Genomic DNA, 16118 nt, shown 5'->3' on the forward strand with positions numbered 1-16118 from the left:
GTGCCGAAAAGTGCGCAGTGCCTCCCACCTCAATGCACAATCTGCGCAAGAAACGCCTTAGCCCTCTCACTCTTCGGCGCGCCAAAAAACGCCTCCGGCGGTGCATCCTCCACAATCCGCCCCCCATCCAAAAACAACACCCGCTCCGCCACCTGCCGCGCAAACCCCATCTCATGGGTCACACACAACATGGTCATGCCGCTGCCGGCGAGCTTCACCATCACATCCAACACCTCACTCACCATCTCCGGGTCCAGCGCCGAAGTCGGTTCATCAAACAACATAATCTTCGGCTCCATGCACAACGCTCTTGCAATCGCCACACGCTGTTGCTGCCCGCCAGAAAGCTGGCTCGGGTATTTATTCGCCTGGTTCTCGATGCCCACCTTGGCCAGAAAACCCCGGGCCAGTTCTTCAGCCTTTTTCCGCGACAACCCGCGCACGGTCATCGGTGCCAGGGTGCAGTTATCCAGCACGCTCATGTGCGGGAACAGGTTGAAGTGCTGGAACACCATGCCCACTTGGCTGCGCACCTGGGCGGCTTCGCGGGTGTTTTGCGAGAGGTCGGTGCGGTCCACCAGGATCTGGCCTTTTTCGGCAATCTCCAGGCGGTTGATGCAACGGATCAGGGTCGATTTACCCGAGCCGGAAGGCCCGCAGAGGACGATACGTTCGCCCTGGCGCACTTTGAGGTCGATGTCGTGCAATACGTGGAAGGCGCCGTAGAACTTGTTCAGCCCGGCAATATCGATCACCACTTCACGCGGGTCGGCAATGGGCTGGGCGGGCGCTTGGCGGGCGGCGGGAAGCGGGGCGGTCTGGGTCTGCATGGCGGTTCTCCGTCGGTCAGTTGAAGCGCTCGGCGCGGTAGGGGGTGGGGTCGGTAAAGGGCGTTTCGCCGGTGACCATCTGCGCCAGCAGGTGGCCGCTCACCGGGCCCAGGGTCAGGCCGTGGTGGGCGTGGCCGAAGTTGAACCACAGGCCGGGGTGGCGCGGGGCCGGGCCGATCACTGGGCACATGTCCGGCAGGCACGGGCGGCGGCCCAGCCAGGGTTCGGCGTCTAGGCGTTCGCCCAGGGGGTAGAAGTTCCGGGCCAGGGCTTCGCAGCGGCGCAGTTGGATTTCGTTGATCGGGTCGTCGCAGTCGGCGAATTCGATGCCGGTGGTCAGGCGGATGCCGCCCACCATCGGCGCCAGGACGTAGCCGCCCACCGGGTCGAGGATCGGATGCTGCAGGCGGGTGCCGGGCAGGGCGGCGTAGTGCATGTGGTAGCCGCGCTTGATCGCCAGGGGAATGCGGTAGCCCAGGGGCTCGAAGAGGCCGCTGGCTTGCGGGCCCAGCGCCACCACCACTTCCTGGGCGCTGATCGGGCCGAGTTCGCTGTGCACCTGCCAGCCGCCTTCGATCTGGGTCAGGCTCAGGGCGTCGCCGATGACGAATTGGCCGCCGCGCTGCTTGAACAGTTCGGCGTAGCCGCGGGTCAGGCCGCCGGGGTCGCTGACGGTCTTGGGGTCGAGCCAATGCAGGCCGCCCACTACGTCTTGGTGCAGGCCGGGTTCCAGGGTCAAGAGTTCGGCGCGGTCCAGTACCCGGTAGTTGAGCTGGTAGTCGCGCAGGTCGGCGGCGGCGCGTTGGGCGATGTCGAAGGCCTGTTGGTCGTTGAAGGCTTCGAGCCAGCCGCCGTCGGCAATCAGCTCCAGCATGTTGGCCGGGCGGGCCAGGGCCAGGTGTTCGCTCACGCAGCGTTCGATCAGCGGCAGCATGGCGCGGGTGGCGGCGGCCAGGCCCTTGGGCGAGGAGTGGCGCCAGTATTGCAGCAGCCAGGGGCCGGCCTTGGGCAGGTGGCGCAGGCTGTAGCGCACGTCCGATTGCTGGTTGAGGCCGTAGCGCACCAGCTTGGTCACCTCCCGGGGGAAGGCGTAGGGGATCACGCTGGCGCGTTCGATCAGCCCGGCGTTGCCGTGGCTGGTGCCGTTGCCCGGGGGCTGGCGGTCCAGCAGCACTACTTGGCGGCCGCGGGCCTGCAGGTGCAGGGCGCTGCTGACGCCGACGATTCCGGCGCCCAGGACGAGGGTTTGGCAATGCATGTTTCAGTCCTTATGACAGGGGCCGCGCGGCGGCCCGCTAAAGGGTTCAGTTCAGGTGCCGGCCCAGGCGGCCTTCCAGGTATTTGAGGCTGCGCCGCACTATTTCGACGATCAGCAGGTACAGCACCGCGGCCCACAGGTAGATCTGGAAATCGAAGCTGCGGGAGAAGGCCAGTTTGGTCACCCCCATCAGATCGTAAATGGTCACCAGGGAGGCGATGGCGCTGGCCTTGATCATCAGGATCAGCTCGTTGCCCAGCGGCCCGATGGCGATCAGCAGCGACTGCGGCAGTATCACTTTGCGAAACGCGGTCCAGCGCGACAGGCTCAGGGCCTTGCAGGCTTCGCGCTGGCCCTGGGCCACGGCCAGTAGGCTGCCGCGCAGGATCTCCGCCTGGTAGGCGGCGGTGTTCAGGGTGAAGGCCAGCAGGGTGCAGAACCACGCGTCGCGGAAGAACCACCACAGGCCCACGTCCTGCCAGAAGCCTTTGAACGAGCCCAGGCCGTAATACAGCATGAACAGCTGGGCCAGCAGCGGCGAGCCACGGAAGAAGTACACATAAGCCCCGGTAAAGCGCCGCAGGAACTGATTGCTGGACAGCCTCCCAAGGGCAATCAGCAAGCCGAGCACGGCGCCCAGGCTGAAGGAAATCGCCACCAGCTTGGCGGTCACCAGCAGGCCGTCGATAAAGCGCGGGCCGTAGCGTTCCAGCAGTTCCTGGTTGAGGAACAGGTTCAGCAGGTCATCCAGGCTCATGGTTGCAGGCTCCGTTGCGCACGGTTGAAGCGCCGTTCAAGAAAACTGAACAGGTGCCCGGACAGCGCCGAGAAGAACAGGTAGCCAAAGCAGGCCACGCTGTAGAACAGCATGGGTTCCTTGGTCACGCTGACCGCGAGGTTGGTCTGGCGCATCAGGTCCACCAGGGAAATGGTCGATACCAGGGAGGTGTCCTTGAGCAGCGACAGCCAGTTGTTGGACAGCCCCGGCAGGGCGATGCGGGTCAGTTGTGGCAGCAGCACCCGGGTGAAGGTGGTGCGGCGCGACAGGCTCAGGGCGCGGGCGGCTTCGTACTGGCCCTTGGGCAGGGTCTTGAACGCCGCCAGCCAGATCTCGCTGGAAAAGGCGGCGAACACCAGGCTGAAGGCGATCATCGCGGCGACGAAGGTGTTGATCGCCACTTCACCGGGGTAGCCCAGGGCGGCGAGGATCTTCTGCGCGGCAATCTGGCAGCCGTAGTAGATGATCAGCAGGGTCAACAGCTCCGGCAGGCCGCGAAACACCGTGGAAAAGGTCGTGGCCCAGGCCCGCGCCCAGCGGTTTTTCGAGCGTGCGGCCAGGGCTACCAGTAAGCCCAGGGGCAGGCCGATGGGCACGCAGGCCAGCGCCAGGGCGATGGTCACCAGGGCCCCGGCAAGCAGGGCCGAGCCCCAGCCGCCGCTGGCAAAGGACAGGAGTGACAGCTGTTCGAACATGCGCGAACCCTCTGGAAAAATGAACCGTGCAGGGTGCCGCCGCGCTCAAGGGAACGCGGGGCAAGGGCAGCGGCAAAGGCGGGCGGTCAGTAGATGTCGAAGGCGAAGTAGCGGCTGGAGATTTTCTTGTAGGTGCCGTCGGCAACGATCTCGTCCAGGGCCTTGTTCAGGCGCTCGCGCAGGGCGTTGTCTTCCTTGCGCACGGCGATGGAAGCGTCGGCGGTGGTGCCATTGACGTCGCCGATGATCTTGCAGCAGTCCTTGCCGGCGCTTTCAGCCCAGGCCAGCAGCGGGAACTTGTCGGCGATCACCCCGTCCACGCGCCCGGCGGCCAGGTCGCTGTTGGCTTCGTCCAGGGTCGGGTAGAACTTCACGTCGGCACCGGCCGGGCCGTAGTGGTCCTCGGCGTAGATGGCCTGGGTCGAGGAGGCCTGGGCGCCCACGGTGCGGCCCTTGAAGTTGGTCTGGGCGTCGGTGATGTCCGAGTCCTTGGGCACCGCCACCGACAGCGGGGTGCGGTAGTAGTGGTTGCTGAAGGCGATCTTCTTCTTGCGTTCGTCGGTGGCGATCATCGAGGCCACCACGGCGTCGTATTTCTTCGCCAGCAGCGCCGGGATGATGCCTTCCCAGTCCTGGGCGACGATCTGGCATTCGACCTTCATCTGCTTGCACAGGGCGTTGGCGATGTCCACGTCAAAGCCGTGCAGCTGGTTGTTGGAGTCCACGTAGTTGAAGGGTGGGTAGGCGCCTTCGGTGGCGATCTTCAGGGTTTCGGCCTGGGCCGTGGAGGCGGCGATGACCAGGGCGCAAGCGCCGGCGAAGCGGAGGACGTTGTTCATGGAGCACCTCGGTTATTTATTGTTTTGGTCGGGCGGACGATGTGTAGCCAACAAACTCGTTATGCAGGGCAGCGGTGGCTTCCAGGCGTTTTTCCACCTCGGGTCCCAGGTGCTTGCACACCTCGTTGACCAACAGGTGCACCAGCGACAGCATGGCCGCGGTGGACTCCCAGAACAGGTTGAATTCAGTGGGCACGCGGAACACCTCGTCGGCGTTCTGCTCGGCCCAGTCGCAGAAAGTGTCGGTGACCAGGGTCACCGGAATCCCGGCCTCGCGGGCCTTGTGGCACAGGGTCAGGGCATGGCGCGAATAGCGCCGGGCCTCGAACACCACCAGGGCGCAGTCTTCGGCGGGGCTCAGCAGCACGTCGGCGAAATGCCCGGCGGCGCCGTCCACCAGGTGCACGCCGTCGCGCAGGTATTGCAGCAGGTGGACCATGGAGGCGGCGATGCCGCGCTCGGTCTGGAACCCCGCCACGTACACCCGGCGCCGGCTGGCCAGGCGCTGGACCACGGTCTGCCAGGCCGGGGTCAGGCTGTATTCGTAGACCTTGACCAGCGCCGCCACTTCCAGCTCGAAGCTGCGGGGCAGGCCCTGGGCCGCCGGGTTGGGCTGCTGGCGAAATTCCTGCAAGCGGTCGCCCACCAGCCACGGGCCTTCGCCGAGGTCGTTCTTCAGGTCGTTTTTCAGATCCTTGAAATGGCTGTAGCCGATGGCGCGGCAGAAACGGCCGACGCTGGATTCGCTGACGCCGAGTTTTTCGGCGATGTCGGCGGCGGTCTGGAAGGGCAGTTCATAGAGGTTGGCCAGCATGTAGCTGGCAATCGCCCGGCCCGACGCGGTGGCGCTGGACAGGCTGCTTTCAAGGCGTTGCTTGATGGGTTGGCTCATGGTTGTTTTCATTCTTGTGGGCCGTTGACAATGGAAAATGAATGTTTTCTGTCATGAAGTCAACATTTGACAGTTAACTGGCGTGACGCGATAGTCAGGCACCTTCCAATAACAATTCCAATGGAGCTGCAATGACCGAAGCGAACCAGGCGACCCTGGCGCAGGCACCCGTCGAGTACCTCGACCTGCCTGCCTTGACCGACTTGCTGCAACGCATTTTTCTTCGCCACGGCACCTCTGCCGAAGTGGCCCGGGTGCTGGCCGACAACTGCGCCCGCGCCGAGCGCGACGGTTCCCACAGCCACGGGGTGTTCCGCATTTCCGGTTACCTGTCGTCCCTGGCCAGTGGCTGGGTGAATGGGCAGGCGCTGCCGCAAGTGGAGGATGTGGCCCCCGGCGTGGTGGCGGTGGACGCCGCAGGCGGCTTTGCCCAGCCGGCTCTGGCGGCGGCCCGCGAGCTGCTGCTGAGCAAGGCCCGCAGCGCCGGGATCGCGGTCCTGGCGATTCGCAATTCCCACCATTTCGCCGCCCTGTGGCCGGATGTCGAGCCCTTCGCCGAAGAAGGCCTGGTGGCCCTGAGCCTGGTCAACAGCATGACCTGCGTGGTGCCCCATGGCGCCCAGCGCCCGCTGTTCGGCACCAACCCGATTGCCTTCGCCGCACCCCGCGAAGGCGCCGAGCCCATCGTCTTCGACCTGGCCACCAGCGCCATTGCCCACGGCGATGTGCAGATCGCCAAGCGCCAGGGCCAGCAGCTGCCACCGGGCATGGGGGTGGACCGCGACGGCCAGCCCACTTGCGACCCGGCAGCGATTCTCGACGGTGGCGCCTTGCTGCCCTTTGGCGGGCACAAGGGCTCGGCGCTGTCGATGATGGTGGAGCTGCTGGCGGCGGCGCTGACCGGTGGCAACTTCTCCTTCGAATTCGACTGGTCGCAACACCCCGGGGCGCAAACGCCCTGGACCGGGCAACTGCTGATCGTCATTGACCCCAACCATCTGGGCGGCGGGCGTTTTGCCCAGCGCAGCGGCGAGCTGGTGCGGCAGATGCAGGCCGTGGGCCTGGAGCGCATGCCCGGCGACCGGCGCTACCGCACCCGAGCCAAGTCCCTGCAAGAAGGCATTCCCCTGGCCGCCGCCGAACTGGCGCGGCTGCGGGCCCTGGCGGGCGACGACTGAACGGGCGACGACTAAGGACTTCATCCCTTCGCACCCGGGTCCATGAGCCCTTGGTGTTACTCCAGGTAGTGGGCCCGGTAGCGGGCCGGTCGTGGATCGGATTTGCCGCTCCCTGCCAGCCCCTCCAAAGCACCGTGAACTTGCCCCCAAGGCAGCCTATGGGCGGCCTTGGCGCGTTTCGATAATCGCCTCCGACATTTCGTCCCCCGTTTGCGGAGCGCGCCATGCATAACAATAAGAACTGCCAGTACCCTCTGATTCCGGCCCTGCTTGTCGGCCTGTCGACCCTTGGCCTGGGCTCTGTCGCCGAAGCCGAGATCATGCTGTACGACAAGGACCAGACGACCTTTTCCACCGACGGCTACATCAACGCCTTCTACGTCAACAGCAAGGTCGACCGCGCCGGCGAGCAGTACGACCGCCGCCAGGCGCGGGTGAAGATGGGCTTTCTGCCCAACTACCTGGGCTTCAACATGGGCAAGCAGGTGGACGACCTCAAGCTCGGCGCCCGGGCCTCGTTCTGGGTGACCATCAACGACAGCGAAACCAACGGCACCGACACCGCCATCGACGTGCGCCAGTTCTACGGCACCGTGGCCAACCCGGAGTGGGGCGAGGTGCTGATCGGCAAGGACTTCGGCCTGTTCGCCCGTTCCAACATCCTGCTCGATGAAATGCTCGCCGGGTACGGCCAGGTCAGCGACAGCCTGGGGCTGGTGGACGGCGGCGGGGTGTCGTTCGGCAACATCGGCAGCGGTTACCCCTATCCCTTTCCTTCGTCGCAGATCACTTACCGCAGCCCGGTGATGGACGGCCTGCGGGTGGCGGTGGGCATCCTCGACCCGGTGGACACCAACGACAGCAGCGCCCTGGGCAAGGCCTACCAGAAGAACCCGCGCACCGAAAGCGAGGTCACCTACCAGTTCGACCTGGGCGGGGCCAAGTTCTACAGCTGGCTCAACGGCAGCTACCAGACCTCCGACAACACCGACCCCAACGTGCAGTCGGTGACCTCCAAGGGCCTGGGTTATGGCCTGCAGGCGAAGATGGGCGGGTTGTCCCTGACCGGCTCCGGGTTCCAGGCCAAGGGCATCAACCCGTTCTTCACCAACAATGCCGGCGAAGCCACCTTGCGCAATGTCGACAGCAAGGGCTACCTGCTGCAGGGCTCTTACAAACTGGGCAAGAACCGCCTGGCGCTGTCCTACGGCAAGACCCGTGACGACGGCAACGGCGTGGTCGGCAGCGGCGCCGATTACCAGACCCGGGGCGTGGCGCTGTTCCACGACATCAACGACAACCTCAAGCTGGTGGCCGAGTACAACCAGTTCGAGATCGACGGCCACCACACCAATGCGCAGAACGAAAACACCGACACCTTCGCCGTGGGCGCGGTGCTGACCTGGTAACCCCAGCGCCGGCCCTGGCGCGCGCATCGCGCCCGGGCCGGCGCCCCCTCCATTCCCCATATCTCCCGCATTTCCCGTAGGAGCCGGCTTGCCGGCGAAGAGGCCCGCCAGCCTTGAACCAGCCCGGCCGACGCCTTCGCTGGCAAGCCAGCGCCTACGCAGGTCGCGCCCCGCATTTCCCGCCTGTTTTCCGCATTGACGCCTTCCCCGTAGGAGCCGGCTTGCCGGCGAATAGGCCCTCAAGCCCTGCACCAAACCGGCCGACGCCTTCGCTGGCAAGCCAGCGCCTACACCCATGGAACCGGCTACCCGCTACCCAAGTAGCATTCGTGCCCCGGGGCCGGCTTCGTACACTCATTGCTCAGACAACCCGCGCCGGAGGCGACGATGCAGCAAGCCCAGAGCGAGGGCGTGGTCAGCGCCATGTCCCAGGCCGTCGATCCGCAGCAGGTGGCCCAGGACCTGGCCAGCCAGTTGCTGCATCCGCACCTGGGCTTCGTGCTGTTCTTCTGTTCCGCCGAATACCCCCTGCAAACCCTCGGCCCGGCCCTGCAACAGAGCTTTGGCGGCATCCCCCTGGTGGGCTGCACCAGCGCCGGGGAAATCACCCCCCTGGGCTACGGGCGCAATTGCGTGACCGCCATCGGCTTCGATCACCGGCACTTTTCCATCGCCGCCGAACTGATCGACCAGATGGAGCACTTCAGCCTGATCGACGCCCAGCAGATGGTCGAACGCCTGGTGGGCCGCTGCCGCAGCAACACCCTGGCGCCGATCAAGGGCAACAGCTTCGCCCTGACCCTGCTGGACGGCCTGTCGAGCCGCGAGGAAATGGTCCTGGCCGCCCTCAGCGCGGCCCTGGGGGACATTCCGCATTTCGGCGGTTCGGCCGGCGATGACAACTACCTGACCCACACCCACGTGTATTACGGCGGCGAGTTCCACAGCGGCGCGGCGGTGGTGGTGCTGGTCAACACCTGGCTGGATTTCGAGGTGTTCACCACCCACCACATCCAGCCCCGGGAAGAAAAACTGGTGGTCACCGGTGCCGACAGTACCTTGCGCCGGGTCTATGAACTGAACGCCGAGCCCGCCGCCGAGGAGTACGCGCGGCTGATCGGCGTGCCCCTGGCGCAGCTCGACCACCGGGTGTTCGCCGCCCACCCCCTGGCGGTGCGCATCAACCAGCACTATTACGTGCGCGCGGTGCAGCAGGTGCACCCGGACCTGAGCCTGAGTTTCTACTGCGCGGTGGAAAACGGCATCGTCCTCACCGCCATGACCCCCGGCCCCTTGCTGCCCAACCTGCAACAGCTGTTCGACGGCTTGCAGCAGCGCCTCGGCGGGTTGTTGCTGACCATTGGCTGCGACTGCTTTTTGCGCCGCCTGGAGCTGGAGGGGCAGGGCAGCCTGGAGCAGATCGGGGCCTTTTTGCGGGAACAGCGGGTGATGGGTTTCAACACCTACGGAGAACAGTTCAATGGCATGCACATCAACCAGACCTTCACCGGGGTCGCCATTGCCCGCAGTCGAACTCCGGCCCGCCGCTGAGCTGCAAGCGCAGCTCGATGACCTGCAGCGCGAGAACCGCAAGCTGCGGCGGATCAACAGCGCGCTGATCGAACGGGTCGAATCCGGCATCACCCGCGGCAATGACCCCTATGCGGCGTTCCAGCATTCGGTGGTACTGGCCGAGCAGGTGCGCGAACGCACCGACGCCCTGAACCAGGCCATGGCCGAGCTCAAGGCCGGCAACCATTTGCTCAGCGAAGCGCGGCTGCGGGCCGAGACGGCACACCAGCATCTGATCGATGCCATCGAGAGCATTTCCGACGCCTTCGTGCTGTTCGACCAGGAGCAGCGCATCGTCCTGTTCAACAGCCGCTTCCGTGCCTTCTGGAGCCACAGCCGGGTACGGATCATGGCCGGCATGCGCCTCTCGGAAGTGCGCAGGTTGCTGACCAGCACCGGGCTGTTCAGCGAAGAACCGCGCAGTGGCGGTGACGAGCAGTTGCTGTATCGCCTGCATAACGGCCGCTGGCTGCAGGTCAGCGAGCGGCCGACCCGGGAAGGCGGGCGGGTGATCCTGTTCACCGATATCACCGAGGTCAAGCACAGCGAAACCCTGCGCCGGGAACAGGCGGTGGCGCAAAAGTCCCACCTGCTGCAACGGGCGGTGGACAACCTGTCCCAGGGCGTGGCCATGGTCAGCGCCGAGGGCGTGCTGGAGTTGTGGAACCGGCGCTTCCTGGAGCTCAGCGGGCTGGCCCCGGTGGCCGCGCATCGCTTGTTTGCCGAGGTCATCGGCGACAGCGAACTGCGCCTGCTGAGCCCCGACAGCCGCGACGCCAACGGCCGGCCGATCCACGAATGCGAGCAGCGCCTGAGCGATGGCCGGGTGCTGGAGATCCGCACCCATCCGCTGCCCACCGGTGGTTTCGTCAACACCTTCACCGACATCACCGAGCGCTACCAGCACGCCGAGGCCCTGAGCGAAAGCGAACGCTGGATCCGCCTGATCACCGACCATGTGCCGGCGCTGATCGCCTACCTCAATGCCGACCTGGTGTACGAGTTCACCAACAAGGTCTACGAGGAATGGTACTGCTGGCCCCGCGGCGTGATGCTCGGCCAGAGCCTGCGCGAGGTGCACAGCGAGCAGCACTACCAGCGCCTGGAAAGCTATGTGGAGCGGGCCCTGGCCGGGGAGAGCGTGACCTTCGAATTCGCCGAGACCAACATCAACAATCAGGAGCGCTACATGCTGCGCTCCTACGTGCCCAACCGCCTGGCCAATGGCGAGGTGGTGGGGATCTTCGTGCTGATCCGCGACATCACCGAGCGCCGGCGCACCGCCGAGGCGCTGCATCAGGCCTACCAGAACCTGGAGCTGCGGGTGCGCGAACGCACCGCCGAGCTGACCACCCTCAACCAGCAGCTGCTGCGCGAGATCGAAGAGCGCAGCCGGGTGGAATCACGCTTGCGCGAAGCCAAGGCCGAGGCCGAACGGGCCAACCTGTCGAAGACCAAGTTCCTTGCCGCGGTCAGCCATGACCTGCTGCAACCCCTGAACGCCGCGCGGCTGTTCACCAGCGCCTTGCTGGAGCGTCGCGATCCCCAGGCCAGCAGCGCCCTGGTGCGCAATGTCAGCAACTCCCTGGAAGACGTGGAAAACCTGCTGGGTACCCTGGTGGACATTTCCAAGCTCGATGCCGGGGTGATCAAGGCCGATATCGCGCCCTTTGCCTTGAGCGAACTGCTGGAAAACCTCGCCGCCGAGTACGCCCAGGTGGCCCGCAGCGAAGGCCTGGAACTGCACTTCGTGGCCTGCTCGGCGCTGGTGCGTAGCGACATCCAGCTGCTGGCGCGGATTCTGCGCAACCTGTTGAGCAACGCCATCCGCTACACCCGCCAGGGCCGGGTGGTGCTGGGCTGTCGGCGCCAGGGGCGCTGGCTGTCGATCCAAGTCTGGGACAGCGGCATGGGTATCGCCGCCGAACGCCTGGAGGAAATCTTCCAGGAGTTCAAGCGTGGCGAAGAACAGCGCCCGGACCAGGATCGCGGCCTGGGCCTGGGGCTGGCCATCGTCGAGAAGATTGCCGGGATTCTCGGGCACCGCATTGGCGTGCGCTCCTGGCCGGGGCGTGGTTCGGTGTTCAGCGTGCAGGTGCCGATCAGCGCCAGCGCGCCCTTGCCAGCGCCGCGCCCGGAGCTGGGCGACGCCCTGCTGGAGCGTTTGCAGGGGGCGCGGATCTGGGTGCTGGATAACGACGCGGCGATCTGCGCCGGCATGCGCACCTTGCTTGAAGGCTGGGGCTGCCAGGTGATCACCGCCTTGTCCGAAGAAGACCTGGCGCGCCAGGTGGACGACTACCGCGCAGAGGCCGACCTGCTGATTGCCGACTACCACCTGGACCAGCAACAGAACGGCATCGATGCGGTAGCGCGAATCAACGCCCGGCGCGCCCTGGCGATCCCGGCGATGATGATCACCGCCAACTACAGCAACGAGCTCAAACAGCAACTGCGCGAACTGGGCCACACCCTGATGCACAAACCGGTGCGCCCGATGAAACTCAAGACCGCTATCAGCCACCTGCTGAGCCCAACGCGGCATCCCTGACAACCGTAGGAGCTGGCTTGCCAGCGAAGGGGCCCGCAAGATCGCCTTCGCCGGCAAGCCGGCTTCTACAGGGTCGGTGCACGATCAGCGTAATTCAACGGCGCAGGTAGGCGCCGAAATCGATGTCCCCGGCACTGAGGATCGCTTGCACCCGGTTGTGCACGTTGAGCTTGCGCAGAATCGCCGAGACGTGGGCCTTCACCGTGGTTTCGGCAATGTCCAGGGTGTAGGCGATCTGTTTGTTGGATTCGCCCTTGGTCATGCGTTCCAGCACCAACAGCTGTTTGCGGGTCAGGGCCTGGAGCAGTTCCGGGGGGAAGCTCGGGGTCTCGCTGCTGCGCCGCCCCGGCGGGCTTTTCTGGGTGCGGATGATGTCCGGCGGCAGGTACACGTTGCCGTTGAGGATCTGTTCGATGGCCTCGGTCATCTGCGAGCGCGCCGAGGATTTGGTGATGAAGCCGACGGCGCCGTAGGTGATGGCCTGGAGCACGATCTGCTTGTCCTGCTCGGCGGAAACGATCACCACCGGAATGGTCGGCGCTTCGTTGCGCAGGGTGATCAGGCCGTTGAGGCCGTGCATGCCGGGCATGTTCAGGTCGAGCAGGATCAGGTCCAGGTCGTCGTGTTCCTGGGTCAGGGCCAGGGCGCTGTCCAGGTCGGCGGTTTCCATCACCTCGCTGCCGGGAAATCCGTCGCTGATGACGTTGTGGATGGCTTCGCGAAACAGTGGGTGATCGTCGGCTATCAGAATTTTATACATGGCCTTTCACCTCGTTATTGTGGTTATGGGGGGGGCAACGCCGTGCTGCGGCGCTCAGGGAAAGGGTTGCGGCCGGGCCGCCTCCACGGGCAGGCCGGCGGCCTCCCAGGCATCCAGGCCGTCGCGGTACCAGTAGATGTTCTTATAGCCCAGGGCTGCCGCGCGTTTTACCGCGTTCCAGCTCAGCCAGCAATCGGCACGGCAATAGAACACCAGGGCGCGCTGCGGGTCGGCGTGGCTCAGCCGTTGCAGGTTGCCGGCGAAATAGGCCTGCCACTCGGGGCTCAGTTCGCCGTCGCCGGTGTTGGCCAGCCAGTGGCTGCCGGGGAGGTTGGCGTGGGGCTCGCTGTCGATGAAGCGGCCTTGCAGCCATTGCCGGCGGTAGACGTCGATCAGCAGGGGCGCCGGTTGCTCCTTGAGCAGCTCTTGCAGGCCCGGGGTGTCGATGATCCGGCCCTGGTCGATCTGCAGCGGGGTCGGGCTGCGGTACAGGCTGGTGCGATAGCCCTCGGCGGAAAACAGCGGGGCAGCGGCATGGGCGGCGCCCAGCGCCAGGCTCAGGGTTAGCGCGGCCAGGGTCTCTAAGGCACGGGGCATAAGGCTTTTATCCTTTTTGTTATAGGCCCATTACATGCCAGGGCAGGGCCTTTTGTGAATGCGACCATCGACAGCAAAAGCAGTACCAAAGTCGTAGATCGCCCATGGGCAAGCGCTGTGTAGGAGCCGGCTTGCCGGCGAAAGGGGCCTGGGGTCTGGCGTTGGGATTGCGGGCCTGTTCGCTGGCAAACCAGCTCCTACGTTGGGTGGAGGTGGGTGGCAGGATTTTGGCTCAGGTGCTTTTGCGCAGGGCGGCGTGCTGGGGGTTGAAGGTCAGCACCGCCAGCAGGGAGAACACCAGGGTCAGCCCCAGGCACACCGCCAGGGCCAGCAGGTTGAGGCGTTGATACAGGGCGAAGCGTACCAGTTCCACGGCGTGGGTGAAGGGGTTGAGGGTGCACAGCCAGTACAGCCAGGGGCTGGCTTCGAGCATCTTCCACAGCGGGTACAGCGCCGAGGACAGGAAGAACAGCGGGAAGATCACGAAGTTCATCACCCCGGCAAAGTTCTCCAGCTGGCGGATGGCGTTGGACAGCAGCAGGCCCAGGGCGCTGAGCATCAGGGCCACCAGCAGCAGCGCCGGCAGCGCGGCCAGCAGGCCCATGGCCGGCGGTTGCACGCCATACAGCCAGGCCACGGCGAGGAAGGCGTAGACCTGCAGCAGCGAGATCAGCGAGGTGGCCAACAGCTTGCTGGCCAGCAGGAAGGCCCGGGGCAGGGGGCTGGTGAGCAGCACGCGCATGCTGCCCATTTCCCGGTCGTAGACCATCGACAGCGAGCCCTGCATGCCGTTGAACAGCAGGATCATGCAGGCCAGCCCCGGGACGATGTAGACCTCGTAGGGAATGTAGGTGCTGTAGGGCTCGATGATGGCGATGCCCAGGGCCGCGCGAAAGCCGGCGGCAAACACCAGCAGCCATAGCAGGGGCCGCACCAGGGCACTGAGAAAACGCGTGCGCTGCAGCACGAAGCGCAGCCATTCGCGCAGCACGATGCCGCGCAGGCACTGCCAGTAGGCGTTCATGCAAGCGGTTCTCCGATCGGGGCCGGGCGTGGCAGGGGATTCTGGGTCAGGCGGGCGAAGGCCGCGCCCAGGTCGCCGCCCTGCTGCTGGCTGATGGTGCCGGCCACGCCACTGGCCACCAGGCGCCCCTGATGCAGGATCAGCAACTGGTCGTCGGCCTGCACCTCATCCAGCAGGTGGGTGGTCCAGAGCACGCTCAGGCGCTGTTCCTGGCACAGCTGGCGAATGTGCCGGTTGAGCGCCAGGCGGCTGGCGGGGTCGAGGCCGGCGCTGGCTTCATCGAGCAGCAGCAGGCGCGGTTCATGCAGCAGGGCGCGGGCGATCTCCACCCGCCGGCGGTGGCCGCCATTGAGGGCGCGCACGCTGTCCCGGCGCCGTTCGCTCAAGCCCTGGCGCGCCAGTTCGGCGTCGATCCGTGCCTGCCCCTGGCGCCGCGACAGGCCATGCAGCGCGGCGTGGTAGTGCAGGTTCTGCTCCACGCTCAGGTCCAGGTCCAGGGTGCTTTGCTGGAACACCACGCCGAGCTGGCGCAGGGCGGCCCGGGCGGCGTTGCGCAGCGAGCAGCCGCCGACACGGATGTCGCCCTGCTGCAGGTCGTAGAGCCTTGTGAGCAGGGCGATCAGGGTCGACTTGCCGGCGCCGTTGGGGCCCAAGAGCGCGGCAAAGCGCCCGGGAGCCAGGCTCAGGCTGACCTGATCGAGGGCCTGGCGCGGGCCGTAGGCGAAGCTCAGCTGGCTGACCTCCAGGGCGTTCATGGGGTCACCACCACGCCCCAGGGATAGCGCCCGACCTTCACCGACTTGAGCACCTTGAGGCTGTTCACGTCGATCACCGAAATATCGCCGCTGACCCCGTTGGTGGCCAGCAACTGGCTCTGGTCCGGGGTGAATGCCAGCTGCCAGACCCGGCGCCCCACCAGCAGGTAGTCGAGGATCTCGTAGGTCTTGGCGTCGATCACCGCCACGTGGTTGGCCGGGCCCAGGGCGACGAAGGCGTACTTGCCGTCGGCGCTGAGCTTGATGCCCACCGGCTGCACCTTGTCCGGGTGCACGCCCTTGATCTTGAAGTTCAGGGTCTTGAGCACCTGGCGCGTGGCCACGTCGAGGATGGTCACGGTGCCGCCGATTTCCGCTGAGGCCCAAAGCCTTGAGCCGTCCTGGTTGAACTCGACGAAACGCGGGCGCTGGTCCACCAGGGTGCTGTCGGCCAGGGTCTGGGTGCTGGTGTCGATCCAGTGCAGCATGTTGGTGGTTTCGCTGGTGTTCACCGCCCACTTGCCGTCGGGGCTCACCGCCATGCCTTCGGGCTCGACCCCGACGTTGATCTGGCCGAGGACCTTGGCGGTCTCGGTGTCGATCACCGTGACCAGCGCATCGTCCTCGTTGGACACGTACAGCCAGCGGTTGTTGGGGTGCAGGGCGAACTGCTCGGGGTCCTTGCCGGAGGGCAGCTCCTTGATGATCTTGCGGGTCGCCACGTCCATCACCTGGACCCGGTCCGAGTCGCTGGCGCAGATGTACAGCAGCTTGTTGTCATGGGACAGCAGCAGCCCGCGCGGGCGCTGGCCCACCGGCAGGGTCTGGGTGACTTCCAGGGTCTGCAGGTCGATCAGGCTCAGGCTGTTGTCCTTTTCGTTGGAGACCCAGGCGGTGGCGGCCATGGCGTGCCCGGCGGCGAGCAGCAGGCCCGCGCACAGGACGGAGCGGCAGAGAAGGGGGCGGCGCATGGCGGATTC

The 16118-nt window shown here is 65.8% G+C and carries 15 protein-coding genes; 4 read left to right on the forward strand and 11 right to left on the reverse strand.

Annotated elements, in window-relative coordinates; all coding sequences use genetic code 11:
* Positions 1–29: 29 nt before the first annotated feature.
* From AC1RGE_RS00985 to AC1RGE_RS01010, 6 genes are all read right to left on the reverse strand, one after another.
* Positions 30–830, reverse strand: coding sequence for an amino acid ABC transporter ATP-binding protein (locus tag AC1RGE_RS00985; RefSeq protein WP_103291351.1), 801 nt, complete (start codon positions 828–830; stop codon positions 30–32).
* Positions 831–846: 16 nt separating this feature from the next.
* The gene (locus AC1RGE_RS00990) at positions 847–2088 is read right to left on the reverse strand and encodes an NAD(P)/FAD-dependent oxidoreductase (protein ID WP_492583048.1); all 1242 of its coding nucleotides are present in this window, start codon (positions 2086–2088) and stop codon (positions 847–849) included.
* Between the two features lie 46 nt (positions 2089–2134).
* A complete protein-coding gene (locus tag AC1RGE_RS00995; RefSeq protein ID WP_047285522.1) occupies positions 2135–2845 on the reverse strand; it encodes an ABC transporter permease in 711 nt (236 codons plus the stop codon).
* The gene (locus AC1RGE_RS01000; RefSeq protein WP_492583049.1) at positions 2842–3561 is read right to left on the reverse strand and encodes an ABC transporter permease; all 720 of its coding nucleotides are present in this window, start codon (positions 3559–3561) and stop codon (positions 2842–2844) included. The genes AC1RGE_RS00995 and AC1RGE_RS01000 overlap by 4 nt, the downstream gene beginning before the upstream one ends.
* 86 nt (positions 3562–3647) lie before the next feature.
* A complete protein-coding gene (locus AC1RGE_RS01005) occupies positions 3648–4400 on the reverse strand; it encodes a transporter substrate-binding domain-containing protein (protein ID WP_210457077.1) in 753 nt (250 codons plus the stop codon).
* Positions 4401–4416: 16 nt separating this feature from the next.
* Entirely contained in the window at positions 4417–5292 is an 876-nt protein-coding gene (locus tag AC1RGE_RS01010) for a MurR/RpiR family transcriptional regulator (protein ID WP_047285528.1), read from the reverse strand.
* 131 nt (positions 5293–5423) lie between these two features.
* On the opposite strand from AC1RGE_RS01010, the gene AC1RGE_RS01015 reads away from it, so the two are divergent.
* The 4 genes from AC1RGE_RS01015 (at position 5424) to nahK (ending at position 12002) form a co-directional block, all read left to right on the forward strand.
* Entirely contained in the window at positions 5424–6470 is a 1047-nt protein-coding gene (locus AC1RGE_RS01015) for an Ldh family oxidoreductase (RefSeq protein ID WP_492583051.1), read from the forward strand.
* A 224-nt stretch (positions 6471–6694) separates the two neighbouring features.
* Positions 6695–7879, forward strand: coding sequence for a porin (locus AC1RGE_RS01020; RefSeq protein WP_492583052.1), 1185 nt, complete (start codon positions 6695–6697; stop codon positions 7877–7879).
* 387 nt (positions 7880–8266) lie between these two features.
* The gene (nosP, locus tag AC1RGE_RS01025; protein WP_011060502.1) at positions 8267–9430 is read left to right on the forward strand and encodes a nitric oxide-sensing protein NosP; all 1164 of its coding nucleotides are present in this window, start codon (positions 8267–8269) and stop codon (positions 9428–9430) included.
* Positions 9360–12002 (forward strand): hybrid sensor histidine kinase/response regulator NahK/ErcS', encoded by a 2643-nt coding sequence (gene nahK / locus AC1RGE_RS01030; protein WP_041752122.1) that lies wholly within the window; start codon positions 9360–9362, stop codon positions 12000–12002. The genes nosP and nahK overlap by 71 nt, the downstream gene beginning before the upstream one ends.
* A gap of 94 nt (positions 12003–12096) precedes the next feature.
* Here nahK and AC1RGE_RS01035 read toward each other — a convergent pair whose 3' ends face one another.
* The 5 genes from AC1RGE_RS01035 to AC1RGE_RS01055 form a co-directional block, all read right to left on the reverse strand.
* Positions 12097–12762, reverse strand: coding sequence for a response regulator transcription factor (locus tag AC1RGE_RS01035; RefSeq protein ID WP_072451454.1), 666 nt, complete (start codon positions 12760–12762; stop codon positions 12097–12099).
* Positions 12763–12816: 54 nt separating this feature from the next.
* Positions 12817–13359: a PQQ-dependent catabolism-associated CXXCW motif protein gene (locus tag AC1RGE_RS01040; RefSeq protein WP_011060505.1), complete on the reverse strand. Its 543-nt coding sequence runs from the start codon at positions 13357–13359 to the stop codon at positions 12817–12819.
* 232 nt (positions 13360–13591) lie between these two features.
* Positions 13592–14383 (reverse strand): ABC transporter permease, encoded by a 792-nt coding sequence (locus AC1RGE_RS01045; protein WP_011060506.1) that lies wholly within the window; start codon positions 14381–14383, stop codon positions 13592–13594.
* Positions 14380–15138 (reverse strand): ABC transporter ATP-binding protein, encoded by a 759-nt coding sequence (locus tag AC1RGE_RS01050; RefSeq protein WP_342404092.1) that lies wholly within the window; start codon positions 15136–15138, stop codon positions 14380–14382. Before AC1RGE_RS01050 ends, AC1RGE_RS01045 begins: the two co-directional genes overlap by 4 nt.
* Positions 15135–16109 (reverse strand): YVTN family beta-propeller repeat protein, encoded by a 975-nt coding sequence (locus tag AC1RGE_RS01055; protein ID WP_492583053.1) that lies wholly within the window; start codon positions 16107–16109, stop codon positions 15135–15137. Before AC1RGE_RS01055 ends, AC1RGE_RS01050 begins: the two co-directional genes overlap by 4 nt.
* Positions 16110–16118 lie beyond the last annotated feature (9 nt).

It is taken from the genome of Pseudomonas sp. GW823-FHT02C05 (assembly GCF_058797595.1).

Coding starts and splice junctions, on each gene's coding strand:
- AC1RGE_RS00985 (WP_103291351.1), bottom strand. CDS start 830: ATGCAGACCCAGACCGCCCCGCTTCCCGCCGCCCGCCAAGCGCCCGCC.
- AC1RGE_RS00990 (WP_492583048.1), bottom strand. CDS start 2,088: ATGCATTGCCAAACCCTCGTCCTGGGCGCCGGAATCGTCGGCGTCAGC.
- AC1RGE_RS00995 (WP_047285522.1), bottom strand. CDS start 2,845: ATGAGCCTGGATGACCTGCTGAACCTGTTCCTCAACCAGGAACTGCTG.
- AC1RGE_RS01000 (WP_492583049.1), bottom strand. CDS start 3,561: ATGTTCGAACAGCTGTCACTCCTGTCCTTTGCCAGCGGCGGCTGGGGC.
- AC1RGE_RS01005 (WP_210457077.1), bottom strand. CDS start 4,400: ATGAACAACGTCCTCCGCTTCGCCGGCGCTTGCGCCCTGGTCATCGCC.
- AC1RGE_RS01010 (WP_047285528.1), bottom strand. CDS start 5,292: ATGAGCCAACCCATCAAGCAACGCCTTGAAAGCAGCCTGTCCAGCGCC.
- AC1RGE_RS01015 (WP_492583051.1), top strand. CDS start 5,424: ATGACCGAAGCGAACCAGGCGACCCTGGCGCAGGCACCCGTCGAGTAC.
- AC1RGE_RS01020 (WP_492583052.1), top strand. CDS start 6,695: ATGCATAACAATAAGAACTGCCAGTACCCTCTGATTCCGGCCCTGCTT.
- nosP (WP_011060502.1), top strand. CDS start 8,267: ATGCAGCAAGCCCAGAGCGAGGGCGTGGTCAGCGCCATGTCCCAGGCC.
- nahK (WP_041752122.1), top strand. CDS start 9,360: ATGGCATGCACATCAACCAGACCTTCACCGGGGTCGCCATTGCCCGCA.
- AC1RGE_RS01035 (WP_072451454.1), bottom strand. CDS start 12,762: ATGTATAAAATTCTGATAGCCGACGATCACCCACTGTTTCGCGAAGCC.
- AC1RGE_RS01040 (WP_011060505.1), bottom strand. CDS start 13,359: ATGCCCCGTGCCTTAGAGACCCTGGCCGCGCTAACCCTGAGCCTGGCG.
- AC1RGE_RS01045 (WP_011060506.1), bottom strand. CDS start 14,383: ATGAACGCCTACTGGCAGTGCCTGCGCGGCATCGTGCTGCGCGAATGG.
- AC1RGE_RS01050 (WP_342404092.1), bottom strand. CDS start 15,138: ATGAACGCCCTGGAGGTCAGCCAGCTGAGCTTCGCCTACGGCCCGCGC.
- AC1RGE_RS01055 (WP_492583053.1), bottom strand. CDS start 16,109: ATGCGCCGCCCCCTTCTCTGCCGCTCCGTCCTGTGCGCGGGCCTGCTG.